Origin of the sequence: Streptomyces sp. NPDC085927 (assembly GCF_044540975.1) — a bacterium.
Taxonomy (GTDB): domain Bacteria; phylum Actinomycetota; class Actinomycetes; order Streptomycetales; family Streptomycetaceae; genus Streptomyces; species Streptomyces hirsutus.
The window spans coordinates 648137-664148 of sequence record NZ_JBITSN010000002.1; the positions used below are offsets into that span (position 1 = coordinate 648137).

10 protein-coding genes are annotated in these 16012 nt (G+C 72.9%); 3 read left to right on the forward strand and 7 right to left on the reverse strand.

Translation table 11 applies throughout. The features are described from left to right. Position 1: 1 nt before the first annotated feature. From ACIF80_RS07910 to ACIF80_RS07930, 5 genes are read right to left on the reverse strand one after another with little or no spacing between them, the layout of a single operon-like run. Positions 2-1237 (reverse strand): CaiB/BaiF CoA transferase family protein, encoded by a 1236-nt coding sequence (locus tag ACIF80_RS07910; protein WP_399800729.1) that lies wholly within the window; start codon positions 1235-1237, stop codon positions 2-4. Further along, positions 1234-2673 carry an ADP-ribosylglycohydrolase family protein gene (locus ACIF80_RS07915; RefSeq protein WP_399800732.1) on the reverse strand — a complete coding sequence of 480 codons (1440 nt, stop codon included), beginning with the start codon at positions 2671-2673 and terminating at the stop codon, positions 1234-1236. The genes ACIF80_RS07910 and ACIF80_RS07915 overlap by 4 nt, the downstream gene beginning before the upstream one ends. Next, on the reverse strand, positions 2661-3842 hold the full coding sequence (locus ACIF80_RS07920) for an ADP-ribosylglycohydrolase family protein (RefSeq protein ID WP_399800735.1): 1182 nt from the start codon (positions 3840-3842) through the stop codon (positions 2661-2663). The genes ACIF80_RS07915 and ACIF80_RS07920 overlap by 13 nt, the downstream gene beginning before the upstream one ends. A gap of 7 nt (positions 3843-3849) precedes the next feature. After that, on the reverse strand, positions 3850-5217 hold the full coding sequence (locus ACIF80_RS07925) for an ADP-ribosylglycohydrolase family protein (RefSeq protein WP_399800737.1): 1368 nt from the start codon (positions 5215-5217) through the stop codon (positions 3850-3852). Next, on the reverse strand, positions 5214-6239 hold the full coding sequence (locus ACIF80_RS07930; protein WP_399800740.1) for an ADP-ribosylglycohydrolase family protein: 1026 nt from the start codon (positions 6237-6239) through the stop codon (positions 5214-5216). The genes ACIF80_RS07925 and ACIF80_RS07930 overlap by 4 nt, the downstream gene beginning before the upstream one ends. Before the next feature lie 309 nt (positions 6240-6548). On the opposite strand from ACIF80_RS07930, the gene ACIF80_RS07935 reads away from it, so the two are divergent. The 3 genes from ACIF80_RS07935 to ACIF80_RS07945 all read left to right on the forward strand — a co-directional run bounded on the left by ACIF80_RS07935 (position 6549) and on the right by ACIF80_RS07945 (position 13829). Continuing rightward, positions 6549-7280: a VIT1/CCC1 transporter family protein gene (locus ACIF80_RS07935; protein WP_399800743.1), complete on the forward strand. Its 732-nt coding sequence runs from the start codon at positions 6549-6551 to the stop codon at positions 7278-7280. Positions 7281-7747: 467 nt separating this feature from the next. Beyond that, positions 7748-12373: a glutamate synthase large subunit gene (gltB, locus tag ACIF80_RS07940; protein WP_399801250.1), complete on the forward strand. Its 4626-nt coding sequence runs from the start codon at positions 7748-7750 to the stop codon at positions 12371-12373. Beyond that, on the forward strand, positions 12366-13829 hold the full coding sequence (locus tag ACIF80_RS07945; protein WP_399800745.1) for a glutamate synthase subunit beta: 1464 nt from the start codon (positions 12366-12368) through the stop codon (positions 13827-13829). Before gltB ends, ACIF80_RS07945 begins: the two co-directional genes overlap by 8 nt. Before the next feature lie 178 nt (positions 13830-14007). Here ACIF80_RS07945 and ACIF80_RS07950 read toward each other — a convergent pair whose 3' ends face one another. Together ACIF80_RS07950 and ACIF80_RS07955 are read right to left on the reverse strand one after the other, a co-directional pair. Then, positions 14008-14913, reverse strand: coding sequence for a chitosanase (locus tag ACIF80_RS07950; protein WP_399800747.1), 906 nt, complete (start codon positions 14911-14913; stop codon positions 14008-14010). After that, entirely contained in the window at positions 14910-15839 is a 930-nt protein-coding gene (locus tag ACIF80_RS07955; protein ID WP_399800750.1) for a rhomboid family intramembrane serine protease, read from the reverse strand. Before ACIF80_RS07955 ends, ACIF80_RS07950 begins: the two co-directional genes overlap by 4 nt. Positions 15840-16012: the final 173 nt, after the last annotated feature.

Genomic DNA, 16012 nt, shown 5'->3' on the forward strand with positions numbered 1-16012 from the left:
GTCACAGCGCGCCTTCCGCGCGCAGGGCCGTCAGCTCGGCCGGGGTGAGGCCCAGTTCGGTCAGGACCTCGTCGGTGTCGGCGCCGTGGGGGCGGCCCGCCCAGCGGATCGCGCCGGGGGTGTGCGAGAGCCGGAAGAGGACGTTCTGCATGCGCAGCGGGCCCAGCTCGGGGTCGTCCACCGTGGTGATCGTGTTCAGGGCCTGGTACTGCGGGTCGGCCATCACGTCCCGTACGTCCTGGACGGGCGCCACCGCGGCCTCGGCCTTCTCGAAGGCGGCGAGCACGTCGGTACGGGTGCGGCGGGCGATCCAGCCGCCCACCGCCTCGTCGAGGAGGTCCGCGTGCCGGGCGCGGCCGGCGCCGGTGGTGAACCACGGTTCGTCGATCAGCTCGGGCCGTCCCACCAGCCGCATCACCCGCTCGGCGACCGACTGGGCCGAGGTGGAGACGGCGACCCAGGTGCCGTCGGCGGTGAGGTAGGTGCCGCGCGGGGCGTTGTTCTGGGAGCGGTTGCCGGTGCGCGGCTGGACGTGGCCGAGCTGGTCGTACCAGGTCGGCTGGGGCCCCAGCGCGGTGAGGATCGGTTCGATGAGGGCCATGTCGACGACCTGGCCCTCGCCGGTGCTCTCCCGCCCGGCGAGGGCGGTCAGCACCGCGTACGCCGTGGTCAGGCCCGCGATGGAGTCGGCCAGGCCGAACGGCGGCAGCGTCGGGGGCGCGTCCGGCTCCCCGGTGATGGCGGCGAAGCCGCTCATCGCCTCGGCGAGCGTGCCGAAGCCGGGCCGGTGCGCGTACGGGCCGAACTGGCCGAAGCCGGTGACCCGGACCAGGACGAGACGGGGGTTGGCGGCGGACAGCTCGGACCAGCCCAGGTCCCACTTCTCCAGGGTGCCGGGCCGGAAGTTCTCGATGATCACGTCGGCGGTCCCGGCGAGGCGCAGCAGGGTCGCCCGGCCGCCGCGGGTGGACAGGTCGAGGGTGATGGTCCGCTTGTTGCGGCCGAGCATCTTCCACCACAGCCCCACGCCGTTCTTCGACGGGCCGTGGCCTCGGGAGGGGTCGGGCTTTCGCGGGTGCTCGACCTTGACGACCTCCGCGCCGAAGTCGCCGAGCAGGGTCGCGGCGAGGGGCCCGGCGAAGAGGGTCGCGAGGTCCAGGACCCGCAGGCCGGCCAGCGGGGGCGCGGGAGCGGAGGCAACGGGGGAGGGGGTGGTGGGCGTGACGGGCCGGGTCATGGGCGGGAGGCCTCCAGACGGGTCGTACGGGTCAGACGGGCCAGGGCGTCGAAGCCGACACCGTTGAAGTCGCCCACGGAGGTGGCCAGCCGGTTCTTCAGCGGGGCCGTCCAGCGCTCGGGGAGCGCGGCGGGGGAACCGGCGAGCAGGGCGGCGACACCGCCGACCGTGGCGCCGTTCGAATCCGTGTCCCAGCCGCCGGACACGGCACGGCAGACGGCGCCGGTGAAGTCGCCGTCCGCGTGGGTGAGGGCGGCGGCGATCAGGGCGGTGTTGGGGACGGCGTGCACCCAGTGGGTACCGGCGTGCAGGGCGTGGAGCCGGTCCACGACGGTGGCGAAGTCGTGGTGTTCGTGCGCCAGCCGGACGGCCTCGCGCACGGCGCGGGCGAGCCGGGAGCGGGGCGGCACGACGGTGAGGCCGGCGCGCAGGCAGGCGTGGACGTCCGGGCGGCCGCCGCCCGCGGCGGTGGCGATGACGGCCGCACCGAACATCGCGGCGTGGACACCGCCCGCGGTGTGCGTGAGGGTGGCGTCGCGGTGGGCCTGTTCGGCGGCGCCCGCCGGATCGCCGGGATTGGTCCAGCCGTGCACGTCGGCGCGGATCAGGGCGCCGATCCACTCGCGGAACGGGTTGCGGTGGCGGGCGGTGCGCGGCGGCTCCACGCCGTCGAGGAGATTGCGGTAGGCGACGCGTTCGGCGGTGAAGGCACGGCCCGCCGGCAGTTCGTCCAGCCAGAGCCGGGCCACGTCCGTGGTGGTGAAACCCTTGCCGTGGCGCTGGAGCAACAGCAGGTTGAGCAGCGGGTAGTCGAGGTCGTCGTCCTCGGGCATCCCGTCGATGTTCTCGGCGAGCGAGGTGGCCGCCGAGCGACGGTTCCAGGGGTACCGCGCGGCCAGCTCCCCGGGGACTCCGAGGGCGGTGAAGTAGCCGTTCAGAGGCCAGTTCCCGGTGGCCCGGGCGAGTTGGCGGATGCCGTCGAGGGGGAGCTTCTCCACCGGTTTGCCGAGCAGGCAGCCGACGGCACGGCCGAGCCAGGCGGCTTCGAGACGGCCGTCTTCGAGGCAGTCGTCTTCGGGACGGCCGGTTTGCAGAAGGCCGGCTTCGATGCGGTCAGGGGCCGGGGGAGCGGTGCCGACGGGTGAAGGCCATTCCGGACAGAGGGACTTGATGGCGCCCAGGTCCGTCGGTTCATCGTCCGCCAGGCCGCTGGGCAGGTCGGCGAGTTCGTCCAGGAGGTCCCCGGCCAGCAGCCGGAGGTAGCGGGACGCCGGTTGCGGGGAGGCGCCCGCGCGGGGCGGGGCCTCGGAGCCGCCCGCTGCGCGCCACCGGGCCGCGACGGCGGCGACGGCCGCGGGCGCCCGGCCGTCCTGGGCGGCCTGGCGCAGCTCGTGCCCGATCAGGTCCTCCGGCTGGACCCAGGTCAGTCGGAGCATTCCGGGCCTCCCAGCTCGGCGAACGCCCTTTCGTGCGAGCGGCGCCGGGACACGTCGCGCGCGAAGACCTCGCGGGCCACCTCCGTCAGCGCGGCCGCGGGCTCCAGGAGGTCGAGACGGCTGGCCTCCGCCACGGTCTTCGCCCAGTCCTCGGGGACCGGCGCACCGAGGGCGCCGGTCACGGCGCCGGCCATCGTGGCGATGGAGTCGCAGTCCCGGCCGTAGTTCACCGCGCCCAGCACCGCGTGCCGGAAGTCGCCGCCGGACACCACCACCATGCCCAGCGCGACCGGGAGTTCCTCGATCGCGTGCAGCCGCGAGGGACGGCGGGCACCCAGTGAAGGAGCACGGTAGTCGGGGCCCACGGTGTCGTACGGGGCCACCGCCTCCCGCAGCGGGCGCAGCGCGGACTCGAAGTCCGTATGACGGGACGCCACTTCGCAGACCTTCTCGATCGCCGTCCGCGTGCCGTCCTTCGCCAGGGACAGGCAGGCGGCGACGACCGAGTCCGGTGTCGCCCCCGGCGCGCACGCCGCCGCCACGGCCGCGGCGAGGACACCGGCCGCCTCCCTGCCGTACGACGACTGGTGGGCCCCCGCGACGTCCAGCGCCTCGGCGTAAGCACCCGCAGGGTGGGCCGCGTTGACCAGGCCGACCGGGGCCATGTACATCGCGGCACCGCAGTTGACGATGTTGCCGGCGCCCGCCTCACGCGGGTCGACATGGCCGTAGTGGATCCGGGCCACCAGCCACTTCTCCGCGAGGAAGACCCGCTGCAGCAGGAGCGCCTCCGCCTCCAGCTCCGGGATCCAGCGCGGGTGCGTCATCAGGTCCGGGACCAGGTGGTCGGCCACGGCGTGGGCGTCCAGATGGTCCCGGACCCGCGCGTACACCCGGACCAGGGCGTGCGTCATGAGGGTGTCGTCGGTGACGTGGCCGTCGCCCTTGTGGTACGGGGCGATCGGGCGGGCGGTGCGCCAGTCGTCGCCATTCCAGGGGCCGACGACGCCGTGGACACGGCCGCCGTGGCGTTCGACGATCTGCTCGGGGGAGTACCCCTCGACGGGGCCGCCGAGCGCGTCGCCGACGGCGGCTCCCACCAGCGCGCCGGTGATCCGCTCGTCGAGGGAGGCACCCCGAACCTGCTTTTCATGCTCTTTGAGCGTCATGCCTGAATCATCCTCCGGAGGGAGGCGGTTGTGCGGCTTCCAGGAGCCCGGCGAGTTCCACCAGATCGGTGCCGGTGAGCCGGGGGAGGGTGCAGCCGGAGAGGATGCGGCAGCTCTCCCGCCAGGACGCCGGGATCGCCGCGCCGCCGCCGAGCGCGCCGGTCAGCGCGCCGACGAGGGCGGGGGCCGAGTCCGCGACCCGGGACAGGCAGGCCGCCGCGGGCACCGCCTCCACCATCCGGCCGTTTGAGGCGACGGCCAGCGCGAGGGCCACGGGGACGGTCTCGGCGGCGGCGATGCCGTAGCTGTAGACGTGGTCGACGATCTGGTGCTCCAGGGGCGGCACGAGGGCGAAGGCGCCCTCGGCGTCCGCGGCGAGCCGCAGCGCGTGCCGGGCGTTGCGGCCGATCTCCGTCTCCTCGGGCAGCTCGGCCACCGCGGCCGCCACGCACGCCCCGACGTCCGCGCCGGCCAGTGCGAGGGCGACGGCGGCGGCCATCGCGCGGGCGCCGTGCACCCCGTCGCCGTCCTGGGTGTAGCGGGCGTCGAACTCGGCGAGCGCGGCGGCGCCCCCGGGGTCGCCGGGGTGGGCCACGGCCAGGACACAGGCCCGTACGCAGGCCGCGTCGTCGAAGTAGTGCGGGTTGTCGTGGCCGGTGGCGGGCGGGCGCAGACCGGTGGCGAGATTGCCGAGCCCGGCCCGTACGGAGATGCGGGCACGCAGGGGCAGGACGGCCGACTCGATCTCGGGCGCGCGTTCCGCGGCCGCGGCGACTTCGCCGGCCACGGCGTTCCAGGTGAGGTCGATGGCGGCCCGGGTGCGGCGTTCGCGGCTCAGGTCGCCGAGCGCGCCGTCGTCGCCGGCCCGCAGGACCGCCTCGGCGGCGAACACCGCCCACTCCGCGTCGTCGGAGGGGCCCAGGCGCAGGGGTTCCGGGGGCTGGTTGAGGGCGATGGGCACGGGGAGGGTGGTGGTCGCGTTCTGCTCGGCGAAGGTGTCCAGTTCCCGGGTGAGGCGCCGGGTCCACTCGGGCATCCGGGCGGCACGGTGGCGTGCCGCGGGCCAGCCGGCGGCGTCTCCGGCGGCGAGGCCGAGGAGGAGGCCCTCGATCCGGGGCGCCTGCGGAGGCGGAACGAGGGGTGCTGTCGCGGGCCGGTGGTCGCCGGCTCCGGACCGGCGGTCGCCGAAGGCCCCGGGAACGTCTTCGGGGAGGAGGGCGCCGGAGATGCGGCTTTCGGGCCGGCGGGTCTCGGTGGTGCCGGTGGGGTGGGTTCCGCGACCGGGCGGCCTCGGCGAGGGGTTCCCGGTGGGTGGCGCGGGTGGCGGGTCCAGGGGCGTGGGCGTGGGTGTCGTCGCTGGTGGGGAGAGGGTCATGACGGGGTCTCCGCGGTGGTGTCGGCCGGTGTCGGGGTGAGCAGGTCCGCGATGTCCAGGACGTGGTGGCCCGCCATCGCGGGGAGGCAGCTGCCGCGGGCCGGGCCGATCGCGGCCGCCCAGTCCTCCGGGATCGCGGCGGCGCCCCGGGTCGCGCCCGCCAGGGCACCCGCCACCGCCGCGATGGTGTCCGCGTCGCGGCCCATGTTGACGGCCGTCAGCACCGTCTGTTCGAAGTCCCCGTCCGCCGCCGCGTACGCGCCGAAGGCCAGGGCGACGGCCTCGGGGGCCAGGTCGGTCCAGGGATAGCCGCCGATCACGACCGCGGAGCGGACCGCGCGTTCGCCCCGGTGGGCCGCGGTGACGGCGCGGCGCAGGGAACGGGCGGTCCAGGAGTCCTCCGGCACCAGGGCCAGCGCGGTGGCCACGACGGTGACCACCGGTGCCCCGGCCATCGCCGCCGCCACGCCTGCCGCGACCGCCTGGCCTCCGTAGATGCCCTCGCCGTCGTGGCTGACCGAGCCGTCGATCGCCGCCAGCCGGGCCGCCTCGGCGGGACGGCCGGCCGCGAAGACGCCGTGCGGTGCCGCCCGCATCGCCAGCCCGTCGCTCCAGGCGTGGCGGTGCTGGGCGGAGACGGGGGCGGCCAGTCCCCGGCGGAGGTTCTCCAGGGTGCCGCGCTCGCTGAATCCGGCACCCCGGAACCGCCCCTCGGCGCGGTCCGCGATCCATTCGTGCCAGGCCGCCCCGACCTGCGCCGGGGTGAGCGCCGACCCGTGCCGGGCCAGCAGCAGGCCGGACAGGATCGCGTACTCGGTGTCGTCCGTGCCCGCGGGGTGCTCCGCCACGTATCCCGTGATGCGGCCCCACCGGGCGCGGATCTCGGAGGGTTTCAAGTTCTCGGCCGGGGCGCCCAGCGCGTCGCCGACGGCCAGGCCGAGCAGCGCGCCGCGCGCCCGTTCGCGGAGCCCGAGGGGGTCCCCGGACGCCGGGGCCGAGGGGATGCGGGAGTTCGATGCCATACGCGGCTCTCCTCTCAGGGGCGCCCCGAGAGGCGCGAAGCCCTTTGCGGAACTGTCCCCGGTGTGAGGTCCGGCACAGCCTCACAGGCCTCGGTGTCACCCGGTCGACATCTGCGCGGGCCCTCTCGCAGGTGAGCGGCGGAATCGACAAAACCGCAGGTTAGCCCAGCCTTTCCTTGCTGGCGGAAGGGAATGCGGAAGCGTAGATTGGGCGTTGTTCAAAAGTAGAACTTGTCTAAAACAAGGTCTGCGCCGACCGTCGGAGACGTCGGCTTTGCAGGCGCTTTCGCGAACTCCCTGGGGGACGGCATGGCGATCATCGACACCGAGGCGACGCTGCACGAGGCGCACCGCGACAACCACACGCACCGCGATGTCAACGGTGGCTGGCTGCGGCCTGCCGTGTTCGGCGCGATGGACGGCCTGGTCTCCAACCTCGCGCTGATGACCGGCGTGGCCGGCGGCTCGGTCGGGCAGCAGACCATCGTCATCACGGGCCTCGCGGGCCTGGCGGCCGGCGCCTTCTCCATGGCCGCCGGCGAGTACACCTCCGTCGCCTCCCAGCGCGAGCTCGTCGAGGCCGAACTGGACGTCGAGCGACGCGAGCTGCGCAAGCACCCCAAGGACGAGGAAGCCGAACTCGCCGCCCTCTACGAGGCCCGGGGCGTCGAGCCGGAGCTCGCCGCCGAGGTGGCCCGGCAGCTGTCGCGCGACCCCGAGCAGGCGCTGGAGATCCACGCCCGGGAGGAACTGGGGATCGACCCCGGCGACCTCCCCTCGCCCACCGTGGCCGCGGCCTCGAGCTTCGGCGCCTTCGCGCTCGGCGCGCTGCTCCCCGTACTGCCGTACCTGCTCGGCGCGAGCACTCTGTGGCCCGCCGTGCTGGTGGCGCTGCTGGGGCTCTTCCTGTGTGGCGCGCTGGTCGCCAAGGTGACCGCGCGGACCTGGTGGTACAGCGGTCTGAGGCAGCTCGCCCTCGGTGGCGCGGCGGCCGGTGTGACGTATGCCCTGGGCACATGGTTCGGAACGGCCGTAGGATGACCCGGCTCGGACGACTCGGCTCGGACGGCCCCGCACGGCTGCCCCGGACCGGGGCACCGGCTCGGCGTCCGGCGCGGACGGGCAGCACCGACGCCCCGGCTCCGTTTCTGTGCGAGGGACCGCACAAGTAGCTGTTACTCGTTGGTTTCGACCGCGTGACGACGGGGCATTAGCCGAAAGCGCTGTGGGCAATGAGGCTCACGACGCAGTCGCGGGAGTGGGCGAAGGCGCCCGGCCCGCTCTCGGACCGGCGGACATCGATCTGCCCGCCACGGTCCCCACAGCTTCTCCCGTCAGGCGCGGAATCCCCGACGCGACCTGCATGGTGTCCACATGGTGGAACGGAAAATCCCGCTTACCGGGAACCGGGCCATCGTGTAATCTGCACGAAATTTTGCAGTCACGCAGAGGGCCAGCGTCGTCCCTCGGCACTTTGCACATGCCACATGACGACGACGGGAGAGCCGATGCGTACGCCGCGCCAGCCGTCCCAGCATTCCGTGCATGGCCAGAACTGGTCCTTCATGGATGCTCGCCCTGCCCCGCAGGGCATGTACGACCCCCGCGACGAGCACGACGCCTGCGGCGTCGGATTCGTCGCCACCCTTACCGGCGAGGCGTCCCACACCCTGGTCGAGCAGGCACTCACCGTTCTGCGCAACCTGGAGCACCGCGGCGCCACCGGCTCCGAGCCGGACTCCGGCGACGGCGCGGGCATCCTCTCCCAGGTCCCGGACGCCTTCTTCCGCGAGGTGGCCGGATTCGAACTGCCCGAGGCCGGCGCCTACGCCGTCGGCACCGCCTTCCTCCCCGCGGACGCCACCGACGAGACCGTCGCCCGCGTCGAGGAGATCGCCGCCGCCGAGGGCCTGACCGTCCTCGGCTGGCGCGAGGTACCCGTCGCGCCCGACCTGCTCGGCGCCACCGCCCGCTCCACGATGCCGGTCTTCCGCCAGGTCTTCGTCACGGACCACGCGTCCCGGGGCATCGACCTCGACCGCACGGCCTTCGTGCTGCGCAAGCGCGCCGAGCGCGAGGCGGGCGTCTACTTCCCGTCGCTGTCCGCGCGGACCATCGTCTACAAGGGCATGCTCACCACCGGTCAGCTCGAGCCCTTCTTCCCCGACCTGTCCGACCGCCGCTTCGGCTCCGCGCTCGCGCTGGTGCACTCCCGGTTCTCCACGAACACCTTCCCGTCGTGGCCCCTCGCGCACCCCTACCGCTTCGTCGCCCACAACGGTGAGATCAACACCGTCAAGGGCAACCGCAACTGGATGCGCGCCCGCGAGTCCCAGCTGGCCTCCGACCTGTTCGGCTCCGCCGACCGTGGGCACAGCGGCTCCGCCGCCCTCGAGCGGATCTTCCCCGTCTGCACCCCCGACGCCTCCGACTCGGCGTCCTTCGACGAGGTCCTCGAACTGCTGCACCTCGGCGGGCGCTCCCTGCCGCACTCGGTGCTCATGATGATCCCCGAGGCGTGGGAGAACCACGGCTCGATGGACCCCGCGCGCCGAGCCTTCTACCAGTACCACTCCACGATGATGGAGCCCTGGGACGGCCCCGCCTGCGTCACCTTCACCGACGGCACCCAGGTCGGCGCCGTGCTCGACCGCAACGGCCTGCGCCCCGGCCGCTACTGGGTCACCGACGACGGCCTCGTCGTCCTCGGCTCCGAGGTCGGCGTCCTCGACATCGACCCCGCCAAGGTCGTCCGCAAGGGCCGCCTGCAGCCCGGCCGCATGTTCCTCGTCGACACCGCCGAGCACCGCATCATCGAGGACGACGAGATCAAGGCCCAGCTCGCCGCCGAGCACCCCTACGGCCAGTGGCTGGAAGCCGGCGAGATCGAGCTGTCCGACCTGCCCGAGCGCGAGCACATCGTGCACACCCACGCCTCGGTCACCCGCCGCCAGCAGACCTTCGGCTACACCGAGGAGGAACTGCGCGTCCTGCTCGCCCCGATGGCCAAGGCCGGCACCGAGCCGATCGGCTCCATGGGCACCGACTCGCCGATCGCCGCCCTGTCGGAACGCCCCCGGCTCCTCTTCGACTACTTCACCCAGCTGTTCGCGCAGGTCACCAACCCGCCGCTGGACGCGATCCGCGAAGAACTGGTCACCTCGCTGCGCAGCTCGCTCGGCCCCCAGGGCAACCTGCTCGAGCCGAGCGCCGCGTCCTGTCGCACCGTCGTCCTGCCCTTCCCCGTCATCGACAACGACGAGCTGGCCAAGCTCATCCACGTCAACGCCGACGGCGACCTGCCCGGCTTCAAGGCCGCCACCCTCTCCGGCCTCTACCGGGTCTCCGGCGGCGGCGACAGCCTCGCCGCCCGCATCGAGGAGATCTGCGCCGAGGCCGACGCCGCGATCGAGAACGGCGCCCGCCTGATCGTCCTGTCCGACCGGCACTCCGACGCCGAGCACGCGCCGATCCCGTCGCTGCTGCTCACCTCGGCCGTCCACCACCACCTCATCCGCACCAAGCAGCGCTCCCAGGTGGGCCTCCTCGTCGAGGCCGGAGACGTCCGCGAGGTCCACCACGTGGCCCTCCTCATCGGGTTCGGCGCCGCCGCCGTCAACCCCTACCTGGCGATGGAGTCCGTCGAGGACCTCGTCCGCGCGGGCACCTTCCTGCCCGGCATCGAGTCCGAGAAGGCCATCCGCAACCTGATCCACGCCCTCGGCAAGGGCGTCCTGAAGGTCATGTCCAAGATGGGCATCTCCACGGTCGCCTCCTACCGCGGCGCCCAGGTCTTCGAGGCCGTCGGCCTCGACGCGGCCTTCGTCGACACGTACTTCCACGGCACCGCCACCAAGATCGGCGGCGTCGGCCTCGACGTCGTCGCGAAGGAGGTCGCCGCCCGCCACGCCAAGGCGTACCCCGCCACCGGCATCGCCCCCGCGCACCGCGCCCTCGACATCGGCGGCGAGTACCAGTGGCGCCGCGAGGGCGAACCGCACCTGTTCGACCCCGAGACGGTCTTCCGCCTCCAGCACTCCACGCGCTCCGGCCGCTACGACGTCTTCAAGCAGTACACCGCCCGCGTCAACGAGCAGTCCGAGCGCCTGATGACGCTCCGCGGGCTCTTCGGCTTCGCCTCCGACCGGACGCCCATTCCGGTCGACGAGGTCGAGCCGGTCTCCGCGATCGTCAAGCGCTTCTCCACCGGCGCCATGTCGTACGGCTCCATCTCCCAGGAGGCGCACGAGACCCTCGCCATCGCCATGAACCAGCTCGGCGGCAAGTCGAACACCGGCGAGGGCGGCGAGGACCCGGAGCGCCTGTACGACCCGGCCCGCCGCTCCTCCATCAAGCAGGTCGCCTCCGGCCGCTTCGGTGTGACCTCCGAGTACCTGGTCAACGCGGACGACATCCAGATCAAGATGGCCCAGGGCGCCAAGCCCGGCGAGGGCGGCCAGCTGCCCGGCCCCAAGGTCTACCCGTGGGTCGCCAGGACGCGTCACTCGACGCCCGGCGTGGGCCTCATCTCCCCGCCGCCGCACCACGACATCTACTCCATCGAGGACCTCGCCCAGCTCATCCACGACCTGAAGAACGCCAACCCCCAGGCGCGCATTCACGTCAAACTGGTCTCCGAGGTCGGCGTCGGCACCGTCGCCGCGGGCGTCTCCAAGGCCCACGCCGACGTCGTGCTCATCTCCGGCCACGACGGCGGAACCGGCGCCTCCCCGCTGACCTCGCTCAAGCACGCCGGCGGACCCTGGGAGCTCGGCCTCGCCGAGACCCAGCAGACCCTGCTGCTCAACGGCCTGCGCGACCGGATCGTCGTCCAGACCGACGGCCAGCTCAAGACCGGCCGCGACGTCGTCATCGCCGCCCTCCTCGGCGCCGAGGAGTTCGGCTTCGCCACCGCCCCGCTGGTCGTCTCCGGCTGCGTGATGATGCGCGTCTGCCACCTGGACACCTGCCCGGTCGGCATCGCCACGCAGAACCCGGTCCTGCGCGACCGGTTCGCCGGCAAGGCCGAGCACGTCGTGAACTTCTTCCGGTTCATCGCCGAAGAGGTCCGCGAACTCCTCGCCGAACTCGGCTTCCGCTCCGTCGAGGAGGCCGTCGGCCACGCCGAGGTCCTCGACGTCGCCCGCGCGGTGACCCACTGGAAGGCACAGGGCCTCGAACTGGCCCCCCTCTTCCACGTGCCCGAACTGCCCGAGGGCGCCGTCCGCCACCACGCCGTCCCCCAGGACCACGGTCTGGCGAAGGCCCTCGACAACGAGCTGATCAAGCTCGCCGCCGACGCACTCGCCGCCGACGGCGCCACCGAGGCCCAGCCCGTACGCGCCCAGGTCGCCATCCGCAACATCAACCGCACGGTCGGCACCATGCTCGGCCACGAGGTGACGAAGAAGTTCGGCGGCGCCGGCCTGCCCGACGACACCATCGACATCACCTTCACCGGCTCCGCCGGCCAGTCCTTCGGCGCCTTCGTCCCGCGCGGCATCACGCTGCGCCTGGAGGGCGACGCCAACGACTACGTCGGCAAGGGCCTCTCCGGCGGCCGGATCGTCGTCCGCCCCGACCGGGGTGCCGACCACCTCGCCGAGTACAGCGTCATCGCCGGCAACACCCTCGCCTACGGCGCCACCGGCGGCGAGATGTTCCTGCGCGGCAAGGTCGGCGAACGGTTCTGCGTCCGCAACTCCGGCGCGCTGGTCGTCTCCGAGGGCGTCGGCGACCACGGCTGCGAGTACATGACCGGCGGCCACGCGGTCGTCCTCGGCGAGACCGGCCGCAACTTCGCGGCCGGCATGTCCGGCGGCACCGCCTACGTCATCGACCTCGACCGGGACAACGTCAACCCCGGCCACCTGGACGCCGTCCACGAGCTCGACGACACCGACCGCGCCTGGCTGCACGACGTGGTGCGCCGGCACCAGGAGGAGACGGGCTCCACCGTCGCCGCCAAGCTGCTGGCCGAGTGGGACAGCCCCGACGGAGGCGCCGCCCGCTTCAGCAAGATCACCCCCAGTACGTACCAGGCAGTGCTCGCCGCCAAGGACGCCGCCGAGCGAGCCGGGCTCTCCGAGTCCGACATCCACCGGAAGATGATGGAGGCGGCGACCCATGGCTGATCCGAAGGGCTTTCTGAACCACGGGCGCGAGGTCGCCACCTCCCGCCCGGTCTCCGAGCGCGTCAAGGACTGGAACGAGGTCTACGTCCCCGGCTCGCTGCTGCCGATCATCAGCAAGCAGGCCGGCCGGTGCATGGACTGCGGCATCCCGTTCTGCCACAACGGCTGCCCGCTCGGGAACCTCATCCCCGAGTGGAACGACTACGCCTACCGCGAGGACTGGTCGGCGGCGAGCGAGCGCCTGCACGCCACCAACAACTTCCCGGAGTTCACCGGCCGGCTGTGCCCCGCCCCGTGCGAGTCGGCGTGCGTGCTCGGCATCAACCAGCCGCCGGTCACCATCAAGAACGTCGAGGTCTCCATCATCGACAAGGCGTGGGAGACCGGCGACGTCGCCCCGCAGATCCCCGAGCGGCTGTCCGGCAAGACCGTCGCCGTCGTCGGCTCCGGCCCGGCCGGCCTCGCCGCGGCCCAGCAGCTGACCCGGGCCGGCCACACGGTCGCCGTCTACGAGCGGGCGGACCGCATCGGCGGCCTCCTGCGGTACGGCATCCCCGAGTTCAAGATGGAGAAGCGGCACATCAACCGCCGTATCGAGCAGATGCGCGCGGAGGGCACCAAGTTCCGCACCGGCGTCGAGATCGGCCGGGACATGCCGGCCACCGCGCTGCGCAAGCGGTACGACGCCGTCGTCCTCGCCGTCGGCGCGACGACCGCGCGCGACCTGCCGGTGCCCGGCCGCGAACTCAAGGGCATCCACCAGGCCATGGAGTACCTGCCGCTGGCCAACAAGGTGCAGGAGGGCGACTACGTCGCCCCGCCGATCACGGCCGAGGGCAAGCACGTCGTGGTGATCGGCGGCGGCGACACCGGCGCCGACTGCGTGGGCACCGCCCACCGCCAGGGCGCCGCCTCCGTCACCCAGCTCGAGATCATGCCCCGCCCGAACGAGGACCGGGACGCGGTCTCCCAGCCGTGGCCGACCTTCCCCATGCTCTACAAGGTCACCTCCGCGCACGAGGAGGGCGGCGAGCGGGTCTACTCCGTCTCCACCACCCACTTCGAGGGCGACGAGGACGGCAACGTGCAGTGGCTGCACCTGACCGAGGTCGAGTTCGTCGACGGCAGGCCCACCCCGAAGCCCGGCACCGGGCGCAGGATCCCGGCCCAGCTGGTCACCCTCGCCATGGGCTTCACCGGCACCGACCGCGACAACGGCCTGGTCGAGCAGTTCGGCCTGGAAGTCGACGCGCGCGGCAACATCGACCGCGACGCCGACTTCCAGACCAGCGTGCCGGGCGTCTTCGTCGCCGGAGACGCCGGACGCGGCCAGTCGCTCATCGTGTGGGCGATCGCCGAGGGCCGCTCCGCGGCGCGCGGCTGCGACCGCCACCTCACCGGGGCGAGCGAGCTGCCCGCACCGGTCCGCCCGACCGACCGCTCACTGATGGTGTGACCGGACGCTCCGGGAAGCACCACGCGGTCCGGACCCCGCCGGTCCGGACCGCGCACAACGGGACCTGACGGTCCCCCGCAGAGGTCCCGTACAACGGCGTACGGAACAACAGGTGGCGCCTGCCCGTCAGTCCCCGACCGGACGCACCGGGCAGGCGCTGCCGCATGCGCTCGTCCACTCAGGGAATGCTGAAGGTCTCCCCGTACACCTGCCACGTCAGCGGCGTGGTCAGCTCCAGGTTCCCCTCCTTCAGGAACCGGCGCTGGGCGGTGTCGATCCGGGACGTGTCGGCGTCCGCCTTCTTCGCGAGCACGGCCGCGCGGCGCACGTCGAGGAACGCCTCCAGGAACGCCTTCTCACTGCCGCCCTGACCCGGCGTCCTGGCCTTGCGCATGGCCTGCTCCCGCAGGCCGTAGAAGCCGTCGGGTCCGGTGTCGGGGCCACGCCGGACCATCGCGTCGTAGTACACGAACTGGCCGAGCGTGCCGAGACCGTCGAGCTTGGCCACGCGCACCGCCGGGTCGAAGTAGACCCGGTCGCGCTCGGCCTCCTGGGCCGCGCGGAACTCCGGTGTCCTCGCCTCGGCCTGCCAGGCGGCCGTGAAGCCCGGGTCCAGACCCTCGTGCGAGTCCGTGCCGTCGACCTCGCGCAGTGCCGGCAGATACCTCGCCAGCCCGTTGTCCGGGTGCTTGCGCGTATAGCGTTCGACGAGGGTGAGCAGATCGTGGGTGCCGGTGGTGAAGCCGACGATGCCGGCCGTGTAGCCGTCGCCGTCCCCGACGTCCTCGATGGAACCGTAGGTCTCGCGCCAGCGCAGCGTCGCGTTCTCGGCGCTCGCCAGGATCTGCTGGGCGAGCTCCTTCTTCGCCGGATCGGCCAGGCCCGGCGGCCGGCTCGCCACCAGCGCGTCGTCCTCGGCCGACTCCGACTCGGCGCGCTCCTTGGTCTGCTCCCGCGCGTTCGGGGAGGCGGACACGGCCGGCCCGCTGCCGACGGCCGCGCCGTCGGGCCCCGTAGGCACCAGCATGTACACGGCCGTCGCCACCACGGGCACGGCCGCGAGCAGCAGGGCTGAACGTTTCACTGGGAAACTCCTCCACCGGTCAGTTCCGACACCTTGGCCACCGCCAGGACGACGAGCAGCGCGAGCAGTACCAGGCAGGCCCCCGCCTGCAGCAACGTCCGGTGCCTGCCCCTGGGCACGTACGCGAACGCCACCGCCACCGCGCCGCCCGCCAGCAGCCCGCCCAGATGCCCCTCCCAGGACGTCGCCACCGCGGAGATCACCAGCCACAGCAGCAGCCCGGCCATGAACCGGTTGACCGCCCGCATGTCGGCACCGATCCGCCGGGCCACCACGTAGTACGCGGCACCCAGCCCGAAGATCGCCCCGGACGCGCCGACCACGGCGTCCTGCGGTGCCAGCAGCAGCACCAGCACCGAGCCGCCCAGCGCCGACAGCAGGTACAGGGCGAGATAGTGGACACGGCCCAGCATCGGCTCGACGGCCCGGCCCAGGTTCCACAGCGCCACCATGTTCATCACGATGTGCAGAATCCCGAACGTGCCCTCGGTGGGCGGAAGATGCAGGAAGGCGCCGGTCAGCAGCCGGTACCACTCCCCGTTCACCAGGCCTTCCGCACGGAAGTCCCCGAAGTACGGGCCCTCGACCCACACGTAGTGACCGCCGTCCGGCCCGACCAGCCCCGCGCCCAGCATCGCGAACCGGTCCACGACCTCCGGCAGCGCCAGCTCCGCCAGATACGCCAGCACGCTGACGGCGATCAGTACGTACGTCACCACCGGCACCGCCGAGACGTGCCCGCCGACCACGGTGCGGGCCTGCCGCACCGACCGCACGCCCTCCTTCACGCAGTCGGGGCACTGGTGGCCCACGGCCGCCTCCCGCATGCAGTCCGGGCAGATGTACCGGTCGCAGCGCACGCAGCGGACATGGCACTCCACCTTGGGATGGCGATAACAGGTGGTGACGGTGGCCTCGGAATCCACGAGCCGGCTCCTAGCGAGGGACGGGACGGACGAGCCGGTGAGGGCGGCGCCGAACAAAATAGCGAACAGTGGGGGAGAGGTGAGGAGGCGGGGTGGAAGTGCCGTACGCTCGGGACCGGTTCCGGTGACCGGACAACCGGTCCCGGTGACAGGGCGCCCGGTGCCGGCGGCGG

Excerpts from the sequence above, each read along its gene's own strand:
- ACIF80_RS07910 (WP_399800729.1), bottom strand. The coding sequence starts at position 1,237 with ATGACCCGGCCCGTCACGCCCACCACCCCCTCCCCCGTTGCCTCCGCT.
- ACIF80_RS07915 (WP_399800732.1), bottom strand. The coding sequence starts at position 2,673 with ATGCTCCGACTGACCTGGGTCCAGCCGGAGGACCTGATCGGGCACGAG.
- ACIF80_RS07920 (WP_399800735.1), bottom strand. The coding sequence starts at position 3,842 with ATGACGCTCAAAGAGCATGAAAAGCAGGTTCGGGGTGCCTCCCTCGAC.
- ACIF80_RS07925 (WP_399800737.1), bottom strand. The coding sequence starts at position 5,217 with ATGACCCTCTCCCCACCAGCGACGACACCCACGCCCACGCCCCTGGAC.
- ACIF80_RS07930 (WP_399800740.1), bottom strand. The coding sequence starts at position 6,239 with ATGGCATCGAACTCCCGCATCCCCTCGGCCCCGGCGTCCGGGGACCCC.
- ACIF80_RS07935 (WP_399800743.1), top strand. The coding sequence starts at position 6,549 with ATGGCGATCATCGACACCGAGGCGACGCTGCACGAGGCGCACCGCGAC.
- gltB (WP_399801250.1), top strand. The coding sequence starts at position 7,748 with ATGCGTACGCCGCGCCAGCCGTCCCAGCATTCCGTGCATGGCCAGAAC.
- ACIF80_RS07945 (WP_399800745.1), top strand. The coding sequence starts at position 12,366 with ATGGCTGATCCGAAGGGCTTTCTGAACCACGGGCGCGAGGTCGCCACC.